A 14859-nucleotide genomic window follows, 5' to 3' on the forward strand; every position below is an offset into this window, starting at 1 on the left:
GTTTTCACCGTTTCTCGCCCGTGAGCAGGTTCAGGTCGCGGCTCGATTGAAAGGAGCTCAAGCATGATCCCAGAACTCGGGCAATTCGCACTGATCCTGGCGTTTGCCACCGCCCTGCTGCTCGGCAGCTACCCGCTGCTCGGCGCAAGCTGGGGCCGTATCGGCATGATGTCGGCGGCCCGTCCGCTCGCCTATGCCCAGTTCCTGCTGCTGCTGTTGTCGTTCCTCTGCCTGACCTGGGCCTTTGTGGACAACGACTTCACCGTGCAGTACGTGGCTACCAACTCCAACAGCCTGCTGCCGCTCGCCTACCGCATCTCTGCGGTGTGGGGCGCCCACGAGGGCTCCTTGCTGCTGTGGGTGTTGACGCTCGGCGGCTGGACCGCCGCCGTGGCCCTGCTGAGCCGCAGCCTGCCGCTCGATGCGGTGGCGCGAGTGCTCGGGGTGCTCGGCCTCATCTCGGTGGGCTTCACCGCCTTCGTGCTGTTCACCTCGGATCCCTTCACCCGTACCCTGCCGTACTTCCCGGTGGATGGGCGCGACTTGAATCCGCTGTTGCAGGATCCCGGCCTCATCTTCCACCCGCCCATGCTCTACATGGGTTATGTGGGCTTCTCGGTGGCCTTCGCCTTCGCCATCGCCTCCTTGATGACGGGACGTTTGGATGCCACCTGGGCGCGCTGGTCCCGTCCCTGGACCATGGCCGCCTGGGTGTTCCTGACCCTCGGCATAGTGCTCGGCTCCTGGTGGGCCTATTATGAGCTCGGCTGGGGCGGCTGGTGGTTCTGGGATCCGGTGGAAAACGCCTCCTTCATGCCCTGGCTGGCGGGCACGGCGCTGCTCCATTCCCTGTCGGTGAGTGAGAAACGCGCAACCTTCAAGGCCTGGACAGTGCTGCTGGCACTCTCTGCCTTCTCCCTGAGCCTGCTCGGTACCTTCCTGGTGCGCTCCGGCGTGCTGGTGTCGGTCCATGCCTTCGCCTCGGATCCGACTCGCGGCCTCTTTATCCTCGGCTTCCTGCTGGCGGTGATCGGCAGCTCCCTGCTGCTGTTCGCCTTCAAAGGCTCCCAGGTCAAGAGCCACGGCAAGCACGAGCTGTGGAGCCGGGAGACCCTGCTGCTTGGCAACAACATACTGCTGGTGGCGGGCCTGTTGACCGTGCTGCTCGGCACCCTGCTGCCCCTGGTGCACAAGGAGCTGGGGCTGGGTAGCATCTCCATCGGTACCCCCTTCTTCAACCATATCTACAGCTGGCTCATCATCCCGTTCGCCCTGCTGCTGGGGCTGGGCCCTTTGTTCCGCTGGCGCCGTCAGGAGCTGGGTGAGCTCAAACTCAAGGTGATATTGGCGCTGGTATTGAGCCTGGCAGCCGCGATCGGCCTGCCCTTGTTGCTGGCTGAAGAGTTCAAACCCTGGGCCGCACTCGGCATCGGGCTCGGCACCTGGATCATCATCACCAGCGTGCAGGAGACCTGGGTGCGCGCCACCCACAAGCACGACTTCACCACCGGGGTGCGCAAGCTTGGCAACAGCCACTGGGCCATGATCCTGGGTCATGTGGGGCTCGCGGTCAGCATCATAGGCATCGCCTGCACCCAGAACTACAGCATCGAGAAGGACCTGCGTATGCAGGCAGGCGATCGGGTGCACTTTGCCGACTACGAATTTGTCTTCACCGGCATCAAGGAGAAGAACGGTCCGAACTACGACGGCTTCAAGGGCGTGCTGGAAGTGCACAGGGACGGCAAGCAGGTCGCTCTGCTCAAGCCGGAGAAGCGGATGTACAAGGTGAGTCGCATGCCGATGACGGAAGCCGCCATCGATGCGGGCATCACCCGGGATCTCTATGCGGCGCTCGGCGAGCAGCTCGACAACGGCGCCTGGGCGGTGCGCATCTACTACAAGCCGTTCGTGCGCTGGATCTGGTTCGGCGGCGTCTTCATGGCCATCGGCGGCGTGCTGGCGATGCTGGACAAACGCTATCGTTTCGGTCGTCGTGAAGAGGAATCCAAGCCATGAGCCGTAAAACCTGGTTGTTTCTGCTGCCGTTCATCATCTTCCTGATGGGGGCCGTGTTCCTGTTCAAGGGGCTCTATTCCGATCCGACCAAGCTGGAATCCGTGATGGTGGACAAGGAGGTGCCCGTGTTCACCCTGCAGGATATCTATGATCTCAACAAGCAGCACGACAGGAGCATCCTCAAGGGCCGCCCCATGCTGCTTAACGTCTGGGCGACCTGGTGCCCGACCTGTTATGGGGAGCACACCTACCTCAAGCAGCTCGCGGGGCAGGGCATCTATATCGTCGGCATGAACTACAAGGACGAGCGGGACAAGGCCATCAAGTGGTTGGCCGAGCTCGGCAACCCGTATCAGATCAACCTCTACGATCCGGATGGCATGCTGGGACTGGATCTCGGCGTCTACGGCGCCCCCGAGACCTTCTTTATCGACAGTCAGGGCATCATCCGTTACCGCCACGTGGGGGACGTCAATCCCGAAGTCTGGGCCTCGACCCTCAAACCCATCTATGACGCCATGAAATAAGGGAGCGACCGATGAAAACGCTTATTGCGTCCTTGCTGCTGATGGCGGGACTGTTTGGCGCCGGTCAGGCCCGAGCTGCCATCGATGTCTATACCTTCGACAGCGACGCTCAGGAGCAGACCTTCCGGGAGCTGACCAAGGAGCTGCGTTGCCCCAAGTGTCAGAACCAGGACATCGCCGACTCCAACGCCGGGCTCGCCAAGGACCTGCGTGACAAGACTTATCAGATGGTACGGGAGGGCAAGGACAAGCAGCAGGTGGTGGATTACATGGTGGCCCGCTACGGCAACTTCATCCTCTATGATCCGCCCCTGATGGCCTCGACCCTGATCCTCTGGCTCGGCCCCTTGCTGGTCATCGTCATCGGCGCCACCACAGTGGTGGTGCGAAGCCGCCGCCGTTCCCCCGCCGCCGCACAGGCCGAGAGTGCCCTGAGCGAACAAGAGCAGGCACGGCTGGCTGCCCTGCTCAAAGAGGAAGAGAAACAATGACCGCATTCTGGATTTTGGGCGCGGCCCTGCTGGTATTGGTCAGCCTGGCGCTGATCCTGCCGCTGTGGCGTGGTGAGGCTCGTCAGAGCATCAGCCGCTCGGCCCTCAACAAGCAGCTCTATCGCCAGCGGGTGCTCGAGATAGGCGAGGAACGTGAGCAGGGGGTGCTGGCGGAGGAATCCGAGTCCCTGGTGGAGCTGCAGCGCAGTTTGCTCGATGACATCCCAGACGTGGAGCAGACCGCCCGCGGTGGCAAGAGTCTGATCTGGATCCCGGGTGTGCTGGTGCTGGTAGTGGTGAGCGTCGGCCTCTACTACAAGCTCGGCGCCTGGCAAGAGGTGCAGCGCTGGCAGGATGCCAGCGGCCGGCTCGGGGAGCTCAGCAACCGTATCCTGGTGGAACGAGATGCCCAGGTGACCGAGCAGGATCTGCTGGACTTCACCCTGGCGCTGCGCACTCGCCTCAAGGACGAGCCGAACGACTATCGTGGCTGGCTGCTGCTGGGGCGGTTGACCCTGGATGGCAACGATCCCGAGATGGCCCGTGAGGCGCTGGAGCGAGCCTATGAGCTGGCCCCGCAAAAATCCATGGTGGCCGTGCCCTATGCCCAGGCCCTGATGATGACGGGATCCGAGGCCCAGGCCGATCAGCTGCTGCAAGGGGCCATCGCCCAGGATCCGGCCAATATCGAGGCCCGCTCCGTCTATGCCTTCATGGCACTGCAGAAAGAGGACTTCCAGACCGCCCTCGGTCGCTGGCAGGCCATGTTGCCGCTGCTGGAGAAGGGCTCGACCCGCTATGTGATGGTGGAGCGCTCCATCGAGTATGCCGAGCAGCAGCTGCGCCAGCGCGGCATCGCAGTGACTACCGCCCCGGCCTCTGCTCCGGCCGTTAAGAATGAACAAGCTGGCGCGCAGGCTCAGGTGCTGGTGGTGAAGGAGGGGGAGTTCCCGCTCCACATCACCTTGGCTCCCGGCATCCAGTTGCCGGAAGATGCTCACCTGTTCGTGTTTGCGGTGATCCCCAATGGTCCGCCCATGCCCATCGCGGTCAAGCGCATCCCTGGGCCCGCGTTCCCGCTGACCCTCTCCTTGGGAGACGGTGACGCCATGATGGAAGGCAGCAAGCTGGCGGCTCAGCCCGAGCTGCAATTCAAGGCGCGTCTGTCTCGTGGTGGCAACGTCATGAACAAGGAAGGGGCCTTCGAGGGGGTCTCGGTGACCGTCCCTACCAGCACCATTCCGTCAGCGCCGATTGACATCCGCATCGATCACGCCCTCTAATACCCTTTTGGCCCGACCCTGGATGGGGCGGGCCACCTATAATTCAGATTGATTCATCATAAAAGCTTAGGATTTTCATATGTATTTGCGTTCAGGAGCATTGGCAGTGGCACTGCTGTTGGGGGGCTGTGCGGGTGGTCCTCCGAAGCCGGGTCCAGAGAGCCTGGATCTCGAAGAAACCCCAAACCGTCCCGAGGCCACCAGTACGGCCAGCGATCCACGAGATCCCTTCCAGGGCGCCAACCGCGCCATGTGGGCCGTCAACTACGACGTGCTCGAGCCCTATGTCGCCCGCCCCGTGGTGCACGGCTATGCCCGCTATGTGCCGCAAGGAGTGAGAGACAGCATTGAAAATTTCGTGGATAACTTCGATGAGCCGAGCAGCATGGTGAACCACCTGTTGGTGGGGGATCTGCCGGGGGCGGGGACCAACCTGGGCCGCTTCACCCTCAACACGACTCTGGGTCTGTTCGGCTTCTTCGATGTGGCCAAGCACGCGGGCCTCGCGCGCAATACCCTGGAGATGGATACCGTGCTCGGCAAGGCGGACATTGGCGATGGCGCCTATATCATGGTGCCCGTCTACGGCCCGACCACCACCCGAGAGCTGGTGGGGGATACCATCGACACCATCTACTTCCCCTACGCCCTGCTGACCTTCCCGCTGCGGGTGGTGCACTGGGCGCTGGACGGGGTGGGGACGCGTTCCAAGCTCATCGATCAGGAGCGGATCATCGACAACGCCCTCGACCCTTATGCCCTGACCAAGGACTTCTACCTGCAGTACAACGATGGCAAGGTGAGCGGTCGCCAGCCTGAGCTCAAGCAGCAGGGCAAGGAAGATGACAGTAACCTGGACGAGTATCTGGATGAGATAGACCAGTAAGCGTCAGCTGCATGTGAATTGAATAAAGAGGGCGCCAGTGGCGCCCTTCTTGTTGGCTATCAACCATAAAAAAAACGCCCCGCGATGCGGGGCGTTTTGGCAAGAGGGGCCGATTAGGCGGCCAGGTTCTTGGCCACGAATTCCCAGTTGACCAGGGTCCAGAAGGTTTCCATGTACTTCGGACGCAGGTTGCGGAAATCGATGTAGTAGGCGTGCTCCCACAGGTCGACGGTCAGCAGCGGGGTGGTCCCGGCTTCGGTCAGCGGGCAGCCGGCGTTGGAGGTGTTGACGATGGCCAGGGAGCCGTCGGCTTTCTTCACCAGCCAGGTCCAGCTTGAACCGAAGTTGCCGATGGCAGACTTGGTGAAAGCATCCTTGAACTCGGCGAAGGAGCCGAAGGCCTTATTGATGGCATCAGCCAGGGCGCCAGTCGGCTCGCCACCGCCGTTCGGGGAGAGGCAGTGCCAGTAGAAGGTGTGGTTCCAGATCTGGGCGGCGTTGTTGAAGACACCACCGGTGGAGGTCTTGATGATCTCTTCCAGAGACTTGCCTTCAAACTCGGTACCCGGCACCAGGTTGTTCAGGTTGACCACGTAGGTGTTGTGGTGCTTGCCGTGATGGTATTCCAGTGTTTCCTGGGAGATGTGCGGTTCCAGTGCATTGATTGCATAGGGCAGAGCGGGAAGTTCGAATGCCATTTTCTACTCTCCATTGGCTGGACCGTGCGAAAGCGACGGTTGCAAGACATTGCGTACTCTTTTCTATTTTGAAAAGAATTGTTGTTAAAATAGGGGGCCAGAGGCCCAAAGCCCATCGATTGTAGCAGTATCAAAGATGGGCTAACAACTCTTGATTCTCGCCATGACTTGGATCAAGCTGCCGCTTATTGACCCATCTCTTCTTGCACTTCCCCTGGTTTGCCAGTTTGTGGTCTGCCCGGTTTGCAGTAGAATGGCCGCCGAAATCGCTCTAGTGAGGCATCTATGGAAACTATCGAAAAGATCAAACAGCAACTGGCTGACAATCCCATCATCCTGTACATGAAGGGTTCCCCCAAGCTTCCGAGCTGCGGTTTCTCTGCCCAGGCTTCCCAGGCCATGATGTCCTGCGGCGAGCCGTTTGCTTACGTCGACATCCTGCAAAACCCGGACATCCGTGCCGAGTTGCCGAAGTTTGCCAACTGGCCGACCTTCCCCCAGCTGTGGGTGGAAGGGGAGCTGATCGGCGGCTGCGACATCATGATCGAGATGTTCCAGGCCGGCGAACTGCAGACCCTGATCAAGGAAGTGGCCGCCAAGCACAAGCAGGATGAAGCTGCCGCCGAATAAGGTTGCATCCGCATCATGAAAAAAGGGGGAGCCATCGGCTCCCCCTTTTTTATTCCAGCCGATGGTATCAGCCGATGCGCTCGATGCGCGCCATGTAGAAGCCATCGAAGCCGGTCGCGGCCGGGCTGACGCTGTGATCATCCAGCAACCGGTAGTTGTCGTTGGCGGCCAGGAACTTGTCCACCTGCTGGCGGTTCTCCTGGGGCAGGATGGAGCAGGTCGCGTAGACCAGGATGCCGCCGACCTTGGTCATCTGGCTGTAGCGCTGCAGTATCTCTTCTTGCAGGGCGACCAGTACCGGCAGACGCTCGGCGGTGTCGCGCCACTTGGCATCCGGGTTGCGCTTGAGCACACCCAGCCCGGAGCAGGGCACGTCCAGCAGCACCCGATCGGCGGTGCCCTTGAGGCGCTTGACCGTCTTGCTGCTCTCGATGACCCGGGTCTCCACGTTGTGGGCACCGGCGCGGCGAGCACGTTGCTTGAGATTCTCCAGCTTCCACTCTTCCACGTCCATCGCCAGCAGACGGCCCTTGCCGTTCATCATGGCGGCGATGTGCAGGGTCTTGCCACCGGCACCGGCGCAGGCGTCGATGACGCGCATGCCAGGGGTGACTTCCAGGGCCGCGGCCACCAGCTGGGAGCCGGCATCCTGCTGCTCGAACCAGCCATCGGCGAAGGCCTTGGTGCGGAACAGGGCGGCGTCAGAGGTCACCTGCAGGGCGGTGGCGACACCCTCGACCGGAATGGTGGTGATATGTTCCTTGGCCAGCACGGCCTGCAACTCTTCCCGCGTGCCCTTGAGGGTGTTGACCCGCAGGTAGCGCTTGGGCATCCAGGCCAGGGCGGCACGTTCGGCAGGCCAGGCGTCGCCGAGCTGCTCGCTGCCGAGCTTCTCCAGCCAGGTCGGGCAGCCGTCCATCAGCACAGGGTTCTTCTTGGCCTCGGTGAGGCGGCGGCGGAAGGCCTCCTCGTTGAAGCGATCCAGCGTCGGGTGGTTGGGCTGAGCTATCTTGTGGAAGGCGTGCCAGCTGTGCAGCAGCGGCCAGACGTTCTTGGCGGCCTGGCGCACCTGAATGCCGGTCAGGGCGCAGTAGAGGCTGAGGCGGCGCAACAGATCGCCGGTGACCAGGGCAATCCTTGCCTGTTCTTGCGGTTTGAGTTCGATGCCGGAGAAGTGACGGGCATAGGCTCGGTCGAGGGTGAGACCCTGAGCCAGAACATCGTCAACGATGGCAACGACCAGATCCCCGAAACGGGGCAACAGTGGGGACTTGAGCATGAGATTAACCTTGGCCAAAAAAAGATGAACCGGCCCCATCACGGAGGGGGTTCTGAAACGGACAAATCCGCGCAATGATAGGGGCTAGACTGAGTTGGCGCAACCATCCCCATACGGGGAATGTACAGGGGATGGTGCTGGACTTGGTTGTGCAGCAGGAAAATGATGCCGTGGCAGTTCGGGTGAACGCATTAAAAAGGACTAACAAGATGCAGTTGATGAAATACTCCCCGCTGGCGCTGCTGGTCGCCGGTCTGATGACCTCGACCGGCCTGGTTGCCAAGGAGTGGAACACTGTGCTGGCCCGTGCCACCGCCGCCGATGGTTATGAGGTGCGCGCCAGCCAATATAGAGTCGCCACCGTCCCCGCCGATCACTTCGCCGGTCTCAAGTCCGGGGAGCGCGAGCTGACCCTGCCCCTGCCGGATGGCAATGAGGTTGTGTTCACCCTGCAGCCCTATGATCTGCTGCCAGCAGACCTGGCGGCAAAATATCCCGATATTCTGACCTTCAAGGGGCAGAACAAGGTATCGCCGACCGACACGGGTCGCTTCGATCTCGGCCCTCAGGGCTTCCACGCCATGTTCAGCCATGAGGGCAAGACGGTGTTCGTCGATCCCCTGCGCAGTGGCGATGGCTATGCCATCTACTACCAGCAGGATGCCCACTCCCGGCTGGAGGAAGAGGCGGACAAGGTGATTGGCAGCGAGGCCAGGAAGCTGGCGCGCCAGGTGCTGGTGAACGGCAACGAGCGCAAGCGCTACGTCATCGCCGTCTCGGCGGCGGGGGAGTACACCCAGTATCACGGTGGTACGGTCGCGGCCGGGCTTGGCGCCATCGCCACCATGCTCAACCGGGTGAACCAGGTGTACCAGCGTGACGTCGCCGCCGAATTCCAGCTCGCCAGCGGCAACGACACCATCATCTTCGTCGATACCGCCACGGATCCCTTCCAAAACGATGACAATGACATCGACATCAACGTCAATGTGCAGCAAAACGCCCAGAGCCAGGCCGGTACCAAGCTAGGTGCCTTCGATATCGGCCATGTGGTCAACACAGGGGGCGGCGGTTTGGCACAGCTCGACTCGCTGTGCGGGGGACGTGAAAAATCGGCGGGCATGACGGGCTCCCCCAATCCGGTGGGAGATGCCTTCTTCATCGACTACGTGGCCCACGAGATAGGCCACCAGTTCGGCGCCGAGCACACCTTCAACGGCACCACAGACAACTGCGGCAGCGGCAACCGCTCCCCGAGTCAGGCCTGGGAGCCGGGCAGCGGCAGCTCCATCATGGCCTATGCCGGGATCTGCGGCGCCGAGAACCTGCAGGCCAACAGCCTGCCCTACTTCCACAGCAAGTCCATCGAGCAGATGCGGGCCCGTATGGCGGCCGTGCCGACCTGCGGCACCAGCCTGAGCCTGACCAACAATGCGCCTCAGGTCGCCGCCGGCAATGATTATGCGATCCCGGCCAACACGCCTTTCCTGCTCAAGGGCGCCGGTGCGGATCTGGACAACGATTCTCTCACCTACACCTGGGAGCAGATCGATCTGGGTACCGAGTCCTTCAGCCCCGCCAGCATGATTGACGATGGCAGTCGCCCGCTGTTTCGCTTCGTGGCGCCGACCGCGGCGGCGGAGCGCATGCTGCCAAGCCTGCCCTCCCTGCTCTCCAACACCCTGGCGAAGGGCGAGGCCTGGCCGACGACCAATCGCATGCTCAACTTCCGCCTCACGGCCCGGGATGGCAAGGGTGGGGTGGCCAGCGATGAGATGCAGATCCAGGTGGTCAACACCGGCAAGGCGTTCGGCCTGACCAGCCCGCTCATCACGCCGCTTGCGGCCGGTCACAACCAGACCATCAGCTGGGAAGTGGCGGGCACCAATGCCGCCCCCATCAACTGCAGCAAGGTGGACCTCGCCATGACCCGGGACGAAGGGGCGAGCTGGATCCCGCTCGCGAGCGGCCAGCCGAACTCGGGCTCGGCCAGCGTCACCATTGCGGCCGGCAACGATGGCACAGCCCGCTTGAAGGTCGCCTGCAGCGACAACCTCTTCTTCGCCATCAGCCCGGTCAAGTTGTCCGTGACCCAGCGGGTGGAGGAGAGCGGTGGCGGCGGTGGTGGCGTCCTCGGCCTCTGGACCCTGGCGCTGGCCCTGCTGGGCTGGTCACGGAGACGCTCATGAGAGCCGGTTACGCCCTGCTGTTGACGCTGCTTGCGGGCTGCCAGGCGGATGCCGGCACCCTGGAGCAGGCGGTGGAGCAGAGTCTCGCCCTGCAGGATTACCGCTTGATCGTGCGGGCGGGGCGCGGCGAGGTGGCGCCCGGCATTCCGGCGGAGGCACAAGCCGATGCCAAGGCACGCTGCGGGGTGCGCTACCTCGATGGCCTGGGGGATGTGATACGGCCCGAGCAAAAGGAGGCGCACGCCAAACTCAGCAGCTACGCCGCCGAGTACAATCAGCGGATGCTGGCCCACTGCCAGGGTGCGGCGACCAGCGGCAAGCAATAAGCTGTCCTGGCCGTCATCGACAAAAAGGAGGCGCGCGCCTCCTTTTCATTTTATGGCGCGCCCTTGAGGCTTGTACCCATGGCGCGCACGTCGCACAATGCCCCCATGCAGGGCCGCACGGGCGGCAAAGAGAGAAGGAAAATCAAGATGATGGACGTAGCCGATCTGCGCCGTGAATACACCAGGGGCGGATTGCACAGAGCCGATCTGCCGGCCCAGCCGCTGGATCTGTTCGAGAAATGGCTGGCCCAGGCCTGTGAGGCCAAGCTGACCGATCCCACCGCCATGGTGGTGGCGACCGTGGATGCCGATGGCCAGCCCTGGCAGCGCACCGTGCTGCTGAAACACTACGACGCCCAGGGCATGGTGTTTTACACCAACATGGGCAGCCGCAAGGCGGGGCAGCTGGAGGGTAACCCCCGCATCAGCCTGCACTTCCCTTGGCACACCCTGGACCGTCAGGTCCATGTCACCGGCCGGGTGGAGAAGCTCGGCACCCTGGAGGTGATGAAGTATTTCCACAGCCGCCCGAAAGACAGCCAGATCGCGGCCTGGGTCTCCCAGCAGTCGTCCCGCATCTCGGCGCGCGGTGTGCTGGAGGCCAAGTTCCTCGAGCTCAAGCAGAAGTTTGCCAAGGGCGAGGTGCCGCTGCCGAGTTTCTGGGGTGGCTACCGGGTGGTTATCGATACCGTGGAGTTCTGGCAGGGAGGCGAGCACCGCCTGCACGATCGCTTCTACTACAGCCGGGAAGGGGAAGGCTGGCACATAGAGCGCCTGGCGCCCTGATGAACATAGCCAGGCTCAAGAACTTCACCGAGATAGTGAAGAACAACTTCAACATCTCGGCGACGGCGGAGAAGCTCTACACCTCCCAGCCGACCCTCAGCAAGCAGATGAAGATGCTGGAAGATGAGCTGGGGCTGGCGCTGTTCACCCGCAAGGGCAAGAATCTGGTCGGCCTGACTCCCATGGGGGAGCAGGTGATGGAGCTGGCCAAGGGGGTGGTGGCCCAGGTGGATCAGATAGGCCAGCTCTCCTCGCGCGAGCAGCTCGCCACCAGCGGTGTGCTGCGCATCGCCACCACCCACACCATGGCGCGCTACAAGCTGCCGGCGGCCATCACCGCCTTCTCCCGCCGCTACCCCGAGGTCACCATCCACCTGCATCAGGGGGCGCCGGCCCAGCTCGCCCAGATGGTGCAAAACGGGGACGTGGAGATGGCCATCGCCACCGAGTCCATGCACCTGTTCGACGAGCTGGCCGCCGTGCCCTGCTACCGCTGGGGCCGCAGCGTGGTGGTGCCCCACGGTCATCCGCTGCTCGACTGTCAGCCGCTCTCCATGGGGGATCTGGCCCGCTACCCCCTCATCACCTATGTGTTCGGCTTCACCGGTCGCTCCAAGATGGACGTGGCGTTCGGCCGCCATGGGCTGAGCCCCCGCATCGTGCTGACCGCGACCGACACCGACATCATCAAACACTATGTGCGCCTCGGCATGGGGGTGGGGGTGATCGCCACCGCCGCCTTCGACGAGGGGGACAAGGAGAATCTCGTTGCGCTCAACATCGATCACCTGATCGCTTCCAGCGTGGCCCACGTCTGCCTGCGCAGGCATGCCCACCTGCGAGACTACATGTATGACTTCATTCATCTCTTCGCCCCCCACGTGAGCCGGGAGACGGTGCAGCTCTCCCTCCTCAATCAGCCCCAGGCCACCCAGCTGGCGACCCTGCCCTGGCTGTGAGATAGATAGCTCTGTGGTGGATAAAACAACTGCCATAACGAGAAAAGAGAGGCCAATGACCTCTCTTTTTGCTTGATGGCAGTGATTCATCTGCCTGGGGCATCGTATTGTCGACGATCCGTTCACCGATGAACTGGCGATCGCCCGGGTCGCAGGCGAGATTGACGCGACTCCTTACCCAGCTCTGGTGACGCGGTGGCTCAGGGTTGCCCTCAAGCCGCCTGGGCCGCCAGGTTGACGAAGATCTGGGCGCCGATCAGCAGGCAGTCATCGTCCGGGTAGTAGGGGAATGGACATTGCAGGTAGTTGCATATCCCCCCCTTGTCCCTCAGGCGTTCCCAGTCGCCAGATTGACGAAGATCTGGGCTCCAATAAGCAGGCAGTCGTCGTCCAGGTAGTAGGGGTTCGCGTGCAGGTAGTTGCAGATCCCCTTGGCCTGGCAGCCGCTGCCGAGGAAGAACATGGCCCCCATGCGGTTCGGGGTGGCGTTGATCATGTAACTGAAATCCTCGCTGCCGGTCATGGGCTGGCCCTGGGCATTGATGCCCTCGGCGGGCAACACGCCGGCGGCAGCCTGTTGCAGCCGTGCGCAGGCGGCGCCGTGGTTCTCCACCGCCGGGTAGCCGGCATAGCTCATGCTGGTCTTGAAGCCGCGCAGCTCGCTCTGGGCGACCATGTCCTTGAAGCTGTTTTTGAGGATCTGATCCGTCTCGGCATCCATGGCACGTATGGTGCCCCGGGCCTGCACGTGATCGGCCACCGCGTTGGGGATGGTGCCGCCGTTGATCATGCCGCAGCCAAACACCGCCGGGCTGAACGGGCTGGTGCGCTTGGCGACTATATAGTCCATGTCCTCTATGATGCGCACCGCCTCGCGGATGGCGTCCAGCCCCTTGTGGGGGGTCGAGCCGTGGGCCGAGATGCCGTGCACCTCCAGGGTCCAGGCTGAGCCCCAGGAGGACATGACCCCCTGGTTGAACTTGATGGTGCCCGTCTCCATGGCGCCGTCGTTGTGCAGGGCGTAGACCTCGTCCACCCCCGCCATGCAGCCGAGCTCCACCATCTTGCCGGCGCCCGGCACCCGCATGTCTTCTTCGGCCATCTGGAAGATAATGCGCACATTGTATTGCAGCCGCTCCTGGTGAGCGGCCAGGAACTTGGCTGTGGTCAGCGCAATCGCCATGTGGGAGTCGTGACCGCAGTTGTGGGCCATCCCCTCGTGGGTGGACTTGAACGTCACCTCGCTCATGTCGTGCATCTCGAGGCCGTCCATGTCGGCGCGAAACGCGATTGTGGGCAGGCTGGGGTCGATACTCAGGTCGCCGTGAAAACCGGTGAAACCGGGGTAGTCGGTGATGCGGTAGCCAAGCTCTGCCATCAGGGCGCGGCAGTAGGCCGAGGTCTTGAACTCGGCACCCGAGTATTCCGGGATGCTGTGCAGGTGGTGGCGCACCTCGCAGCTGAAGTCACGCAGGGCAAGCAGGTCAGGTTCTATGTGGTAATGGTGCATCAGATGATCCCTTGAATGGAGAAGCCGAGTTGGGCAACCAGAGAGGCGCCGAAGAAGCAGCAAGTGGAGACAATCATGAAGATGAGGATCACCTTCCAGGACATCTTCTTGAGCTCCTCGAGCTGACCGCCGACGGAGAGGCCGGCGAAGGCCAGCAGCGGCACGCAGCAGGAGAGGAAGGAGATCTTCGCCACGGCGTCGATGAAGAGGCCGCGCACCGGCGTCTCCGGCAGGCAGATGAGGATGCCGATGATGGTGGCATAGGCAAAGGCCGGCAGGGAGGAGGGCAGGTAGCGCTTGGCGACCAGGGAGGCGAACACCACCAGGGCCATGGCGACGAAGCTGTCCCCCATCTGCCACAGCGGCAGGCCGCTAGTCAGGGTCTGGGTAAACATGGCCAGCAGGATCGCCAGGAAGACGAACCGCATATCCATCACGATGCTTTTCATGCTTGCTCTCCTTTGGAAGAGATGGCGAAGATTTTTTCGGCGAGCGGCAGTCCCAGATAGGTGAGGGAGAGGGCGCCAAGGGCCGAGGAGAGCAGGTTGGAGGCGGCGGCGATACTCAGCACCTGCTGGGCCAGTGCCTCATCCAGACCGTTGATGAGGGCACCGGAGGCGGCGCTCAGCATGGAGCCCGAACCCACCCCTGAGCCGGCGGCCAGGGCCAGCGGGTGCAGGCCGGTGAGCGGCGCTATGCTGCCGAGCACGCTGAACCAGAGGGTGCCGATGACGGAGCCGCACAGGTAGATGGCGAGCACGCCTATGTACTCCTGGGAGCCGGTGCCGAACTTGCCTTGAATGACGGCGACCGAGGGCTCACGGCTGATGGAGGAGCAGGCCCCGATGGCGCGGCGGCCGAAGCCGAACTTCACCGCCAGCGGGATGGCGATGAGGATGGGCAAGAGGTTGCCGATTTCCTGTAGGAAGAGCGGCACCCCAACGCTCAGGATCATCTTGAGGTTGGGGATGATCATGCCGGCATACTGGGTGCCGAGGATCAGCAGGCTGAAGCCCACCATCTTGCCGCAGAAGCCCTCTTCTTTCTCGGTAAAGAGCTTCTTCCAGCCGGGGATGCGATCCTTGACCGGTTTGGCGGAGACTATCATGCCGATGATGACGGCAAACAACATGGGCAGGATGGGGATGATGGCGATGCCAATCTTGATCTCCTGCTTCCCAATCAGGTATTGGGCCACGAAGATCAGCAGGGCGGTCGCCAGGGTACTGACTAACACCGTTTTGAAGGGGTTGGATTGCTGCATAGTGTGTTCTCT

General features: G+C 62.4%; 15 protein-coding genes. 10 read left to right on the plus strand and 5 right to left on the minus strand.

Annotation, left to right across the window (positions count from 1 at the left end; genetic code table 11):
• Window positions 1-63: 63 nt before the first annotated feature.
• The 5 genes from CUC44_RS12970 to CUC44_RS12990 all read left to right on the plus strand — a co-directional run bounded on the left by CUC44_RS12970 (window position 64) and on the right by CUC44_RS12990 (window position 5206).
• Window positions 64-2019, plus strand: coding sequence for a heme lyase CcmF/NrfE family subunit (locus CUC44_RS12970; RefSeq protein ID WP_100860348.1), 1956 nt, complete (start codon window positions 64-66; stop codon window positions 2017-2019).
• Window positions 2016-2546 carry a DsbE family thiol:disulfide interchange protein gene (locus tag CUC44_RS12975; protein ID WP_100860349.1) on the plus strand — a complete coding sequence of 177 codons (531 nt, stop codon included), beginning with the start codon at window positions 2016-2018 and terminating at the stop codon, window positions 2544-2546. The genes CUC44_RS12970 and CUC44_RS12975 overlap by 4 nt, the downstream gene beginning before the upstream one ends.
• A gap of 11 nt (window positions 2547-2557) precedes the next feature.
• On the plus strand, window positions 2558-3037 hold the full coding sequence (locus tag CUC44_RS12980) for a cytochrome c-type biogenesis protein (protein ID WP_100860350.1): 480 nt from the start codon (window positions 2558-2560) through the stop codon (window positions 3035-3037).
• Window positions 3034-4320 (plus strand): c-type cytochrome biogenesis protein CcmI, encoded by a 1287-nt coding sequence (gene ccmI / locus CUC44_RS12985; protein WP_100860351.1) that lies wholly within the window; start codon window positions 3034-3036, stop codon window positions 4318-4320. Before CUC44_RS12980 ends, ccmI begins: the two co-directional genes overlap by 4 nt.
• A gap of 79 nt (window positions 4321-4399) precedes the next feature.
• Window positions 4400-5206: an MlaA family lipoprotein gene (locus CUC44_RS12990; protein WP_100860352.1), complete on the plus strand. Its 807-nt coding sequence runs from the start codon at window positions 4400-4402 to the stop codon at window positions 5204-5206.
• 113 nt (window positions 5207-5319) lie between these two features.
• Here CUC44_RS12990 and sodB read toward each other — a convergent pair whose 3' ends face one another.
• Window positions 5320-5904: a superoxide dismutase [Fe] gene (sodB, locus tag CUC44_RS12995; protein ID WP_100860353.1), complete on the minus strand. Its 585-nt coding sequence runs from the start codon at window positions 5902-5904 to the stop codon at window positions 5320-5322.
• A 285-nt stretch (window positions 5905-6189) separates the two neighbouring features.
• Here sodB and CUC44_RS13000 point away from each other — a divergent pair, with 285 nt between their 5' ends.
• Complete coding sequence (locus CUC44_RS13000; protein WP_100860354.1) at window positions 6190-6534, plus strand: Grx4 family monothiol glutaredoxin; 345 nt, start codon at window positions 6190-6192, stop codon at window positions 6532-6534.
• A gap of 67 nt (window positions 6535-6601) precedes the next feature.
• Here the strand turns inward: CUC44_RS13000 and CUC44_RS13005 are convergent, their stop codons facing one another.
• Window positions 6602-7813 (minus strand): RsmB/NOP family class I SAM-dependent RNA methyltransferase, encoded by a 1212-nt coding sequence (locus CUC44_RS13005; RefSeq protein WP_100860355.1) that lies wholly within the window; start codon window positions 7811-7813, stop codon window positions 6602-6604.
• A gap of 209 nt (window positions 7814-8022) precedes the next feature.
• On the opposite strand from CUC44_RS13005, the gene CUC44_RS13010 reads away from it, so the two are divergent.
• The 4 genes from CUC44_RS13010 (at window position 8023) to CUC44_RS13025 (ending at window position 12073) form a co-directional block, all read left to right on the plus strand.
• Window positions 8023-10002: a reprolysin-like metallopeptidase gene (locus CUC44_RS13010; protein ID WP_100860356.1), complete on the plus strand. Its 1980-nt coding sequence runs from the start codon at window positions 8023-8025 to the stop codon at window positions 10000-10002.
• On the plus strand, window positions 9999-10328 hold the full coding sequence (locus tag CUC44_RS13015; protein ID WP_100860357.1) for a hypothetical protein: 330 nt from the start codon (window positions 9999-10001) through the stop codon (window positions 10326-10328). Before CUC44_RS13010 ends, CUC44_RS13015 begins: the two co-directional genes overlap by 4 nt.
• Window positions 10329-10475: 147 nt before the next feature.
• Window positions 10476-11114, plus strand: a complete 639-nt coding sequence (gene pdxH / locus CUC44_RS13020) for a pyridoxamine 5'-phosphate oxidase (protein ID WP_100860358.1) — start codon at window positions 10476-10478, stop codon at window positions 11112-11114.
• The gene (locus tag CUC44_RS13025; RefSeq protein ID WP_100860359.1) at window positions 11114-12073 is read left to right on the plus strand and encodes a LysR substrate-binding domain-containing protein; all 960 of its coding nucleotides are present in this window, start codon (window positions 11114-11116) and stop codon (window positions 12071-12073) included. Before pdxH ends, CUC44_RS13025 begins: the two co-directional genes overlap by 1 nt.
• Window positions 12074-12401: 328 nt before the next feature.
• Here the strand turns inward: CUC44_RS13025 and CUC44_RS13030 are convergent, their stop codons facing one another.
• The 3 genes from CUC44_RS13030 to CUC44_RS13040 are packed head-to-tail and all read right to left on the minus strand — an operon-like array spanning window position 12402 to window position 14847.
• Complete coding sequence (locus tag CUC44_RS13030) at window positions 12402-13583, minus strand: M20 metallopeptidase family protein (protein ID WP_100860360.1); 1182 nt, start codon at window positions 13581-13583, stop codon at window positions 12402-12404.
• Complete coding sequence (locus CUC44_RS13035) at window positions 13583-14032, minus strand: hypothetical protein (protein WP_100860361.1); 450 nt, start codon at window positions 14030-14032, stop codon at window positions 13583-13585. The genes CUC44_RS13030 and CUC44_RS13035 overlap by 1 nt, the downstream gene beginning before the upstream one ends.
• A complete protein-coding gene (locus CUC44_RS13040) occupies window positions 14029-14847 on the minus strand; it encodes a DUF3100 domain-containing protein (RefSeq protein ID WP_100860362.1) in 819 nt (272 codons plus the stop codon). Before CUC44_RS13040 ends, CUC44_RS13035 begins: the two co-directional genes overlap by 4 nt.
• Between the last annotated feature and the right edge of the window lie 12 nt (window positions 14848-14859).

This window comes from Aeromonas lusitana, from assembly GCF_002812985.1.
GTDB lineage: Bacteria > Pseudomonadota > Gammaproteobacteria > Enterobacterales > Aeromonadaceae > Aeromonas > Aeromonas lusitana.

What these genes read in the sequence shown, in the direction of transcription:
- CUC44_RS13005 (WP_100860355.1), bottom strand. Translation starts at nt 7,813, where the DNA reads ATGCTCAAGTCCCCACTGTTGCCCCGTTTCGGGGATCTGGTCGTTGCC.
- pdxH (WP_100860358.1), top strand. Translation starts at nt 10,476, where the DNA reads ATGATGGACGTAGCCGATCTGCGCCGTGAATACACCAGGGGCGGATTG.
- CUC44_RS12990 (WP_100860352.1), top strand. Translation starts at nt 4,400, where the DNA reads ATGTATTTGCGTTCAGGAGCATTGGCAGTGGCACTGCTGTTGGGGGGC.
- CUC44_RS12980 (WP_100860350.1), top strand. Translation starts at nt 2,558, where the DNA reads ATGAAAACGCTTATTGCGTCCTTGCTGCTGATGGCGGGACTGTTTGGC.
- CUC44_RS13030 (WP_100860360.1), bottom strand. Translation starts at nt 13,583, where the DNA reads ATGCACCATTACCACATAGAACCTGACCTGCTTGCCCTGCGTGACTTC.
- CUC44_RS13040 (WP_100860362.1), bottom strand. Translation starts at nt 14,847, where the DNA reads ATGCAGCAATCCAACCCCTTCAAAACGGTGTTAGTCAGTACCCTGGCG.
- CUC44_RS13015 (WP_100860357.1), top strand. Translation starts at nt 9,999, where the DNA reads ATGAGAGCCGGTTACGCCCTGCTGTTGACGCTGCTTGCGGGCTGCCAG.
- CUC44_RS13025 (WP_100860359.1), top strand. Translation starts at nt 11,114, where the DNA reads ATGAACATAGCCAGGCTCAAGAACTTCACCGAGATAGTGAAGAACAAC.
- CUC44_RS13000 (WP_100860354.1), top strand. Translation starts at nt 6,190, where the DNA reads ATGGAAACTATCGAAAAGATCAAACAGCAACTGGCTGACAATCCCATC.
- ccmI (WP_100860351.1), top strand. Translation starts at nt 3,034, where the DNA reads ATGACCGCATTCTGGATTTTGGGCGCGGCCCTGCTGGTATTGGTCAGC.
- CUC44_RS13035 (WP_100860361.1), bottom strand. Translation starts at nt 14,032, where the DNA reads ATGAAAAGCATCGTGATGGATATGCGGTTCGTCTTCCTGGCGATCCTG.
- CUC44_RS13010 (WP_100860356.1), top strand. Translation starts at nt 8,023, where the DNA reads ATGCAGTTGATGAAATACTCCCCGCTGGCGCTGCTGGTCGCCGGTCTG.
- sodB (WP_100860353.1), bottom strand. Translation starts at nt 5,904, where the DNA reads ATGGCATTCGAACTTCCCGCTCTGCCCTATGCAATCAATGCACTGGAA.
- CUC44_RS12970 (WP_100860348.1), top strand. Translation starts at nt 64, where the DNA reads ATGATCCCAGAACTCGGGCAATTCGCACTGATCCTGGCGTTTGCCACC.
- CUC44_RS12975 (WP_100860349.1), top strand. Translation starts at nt 2,016, where the DNA reads ATGAGCCGTAAAACCTGGTTGTTTCTGCTGCCGTTCATCATCTTCCTG.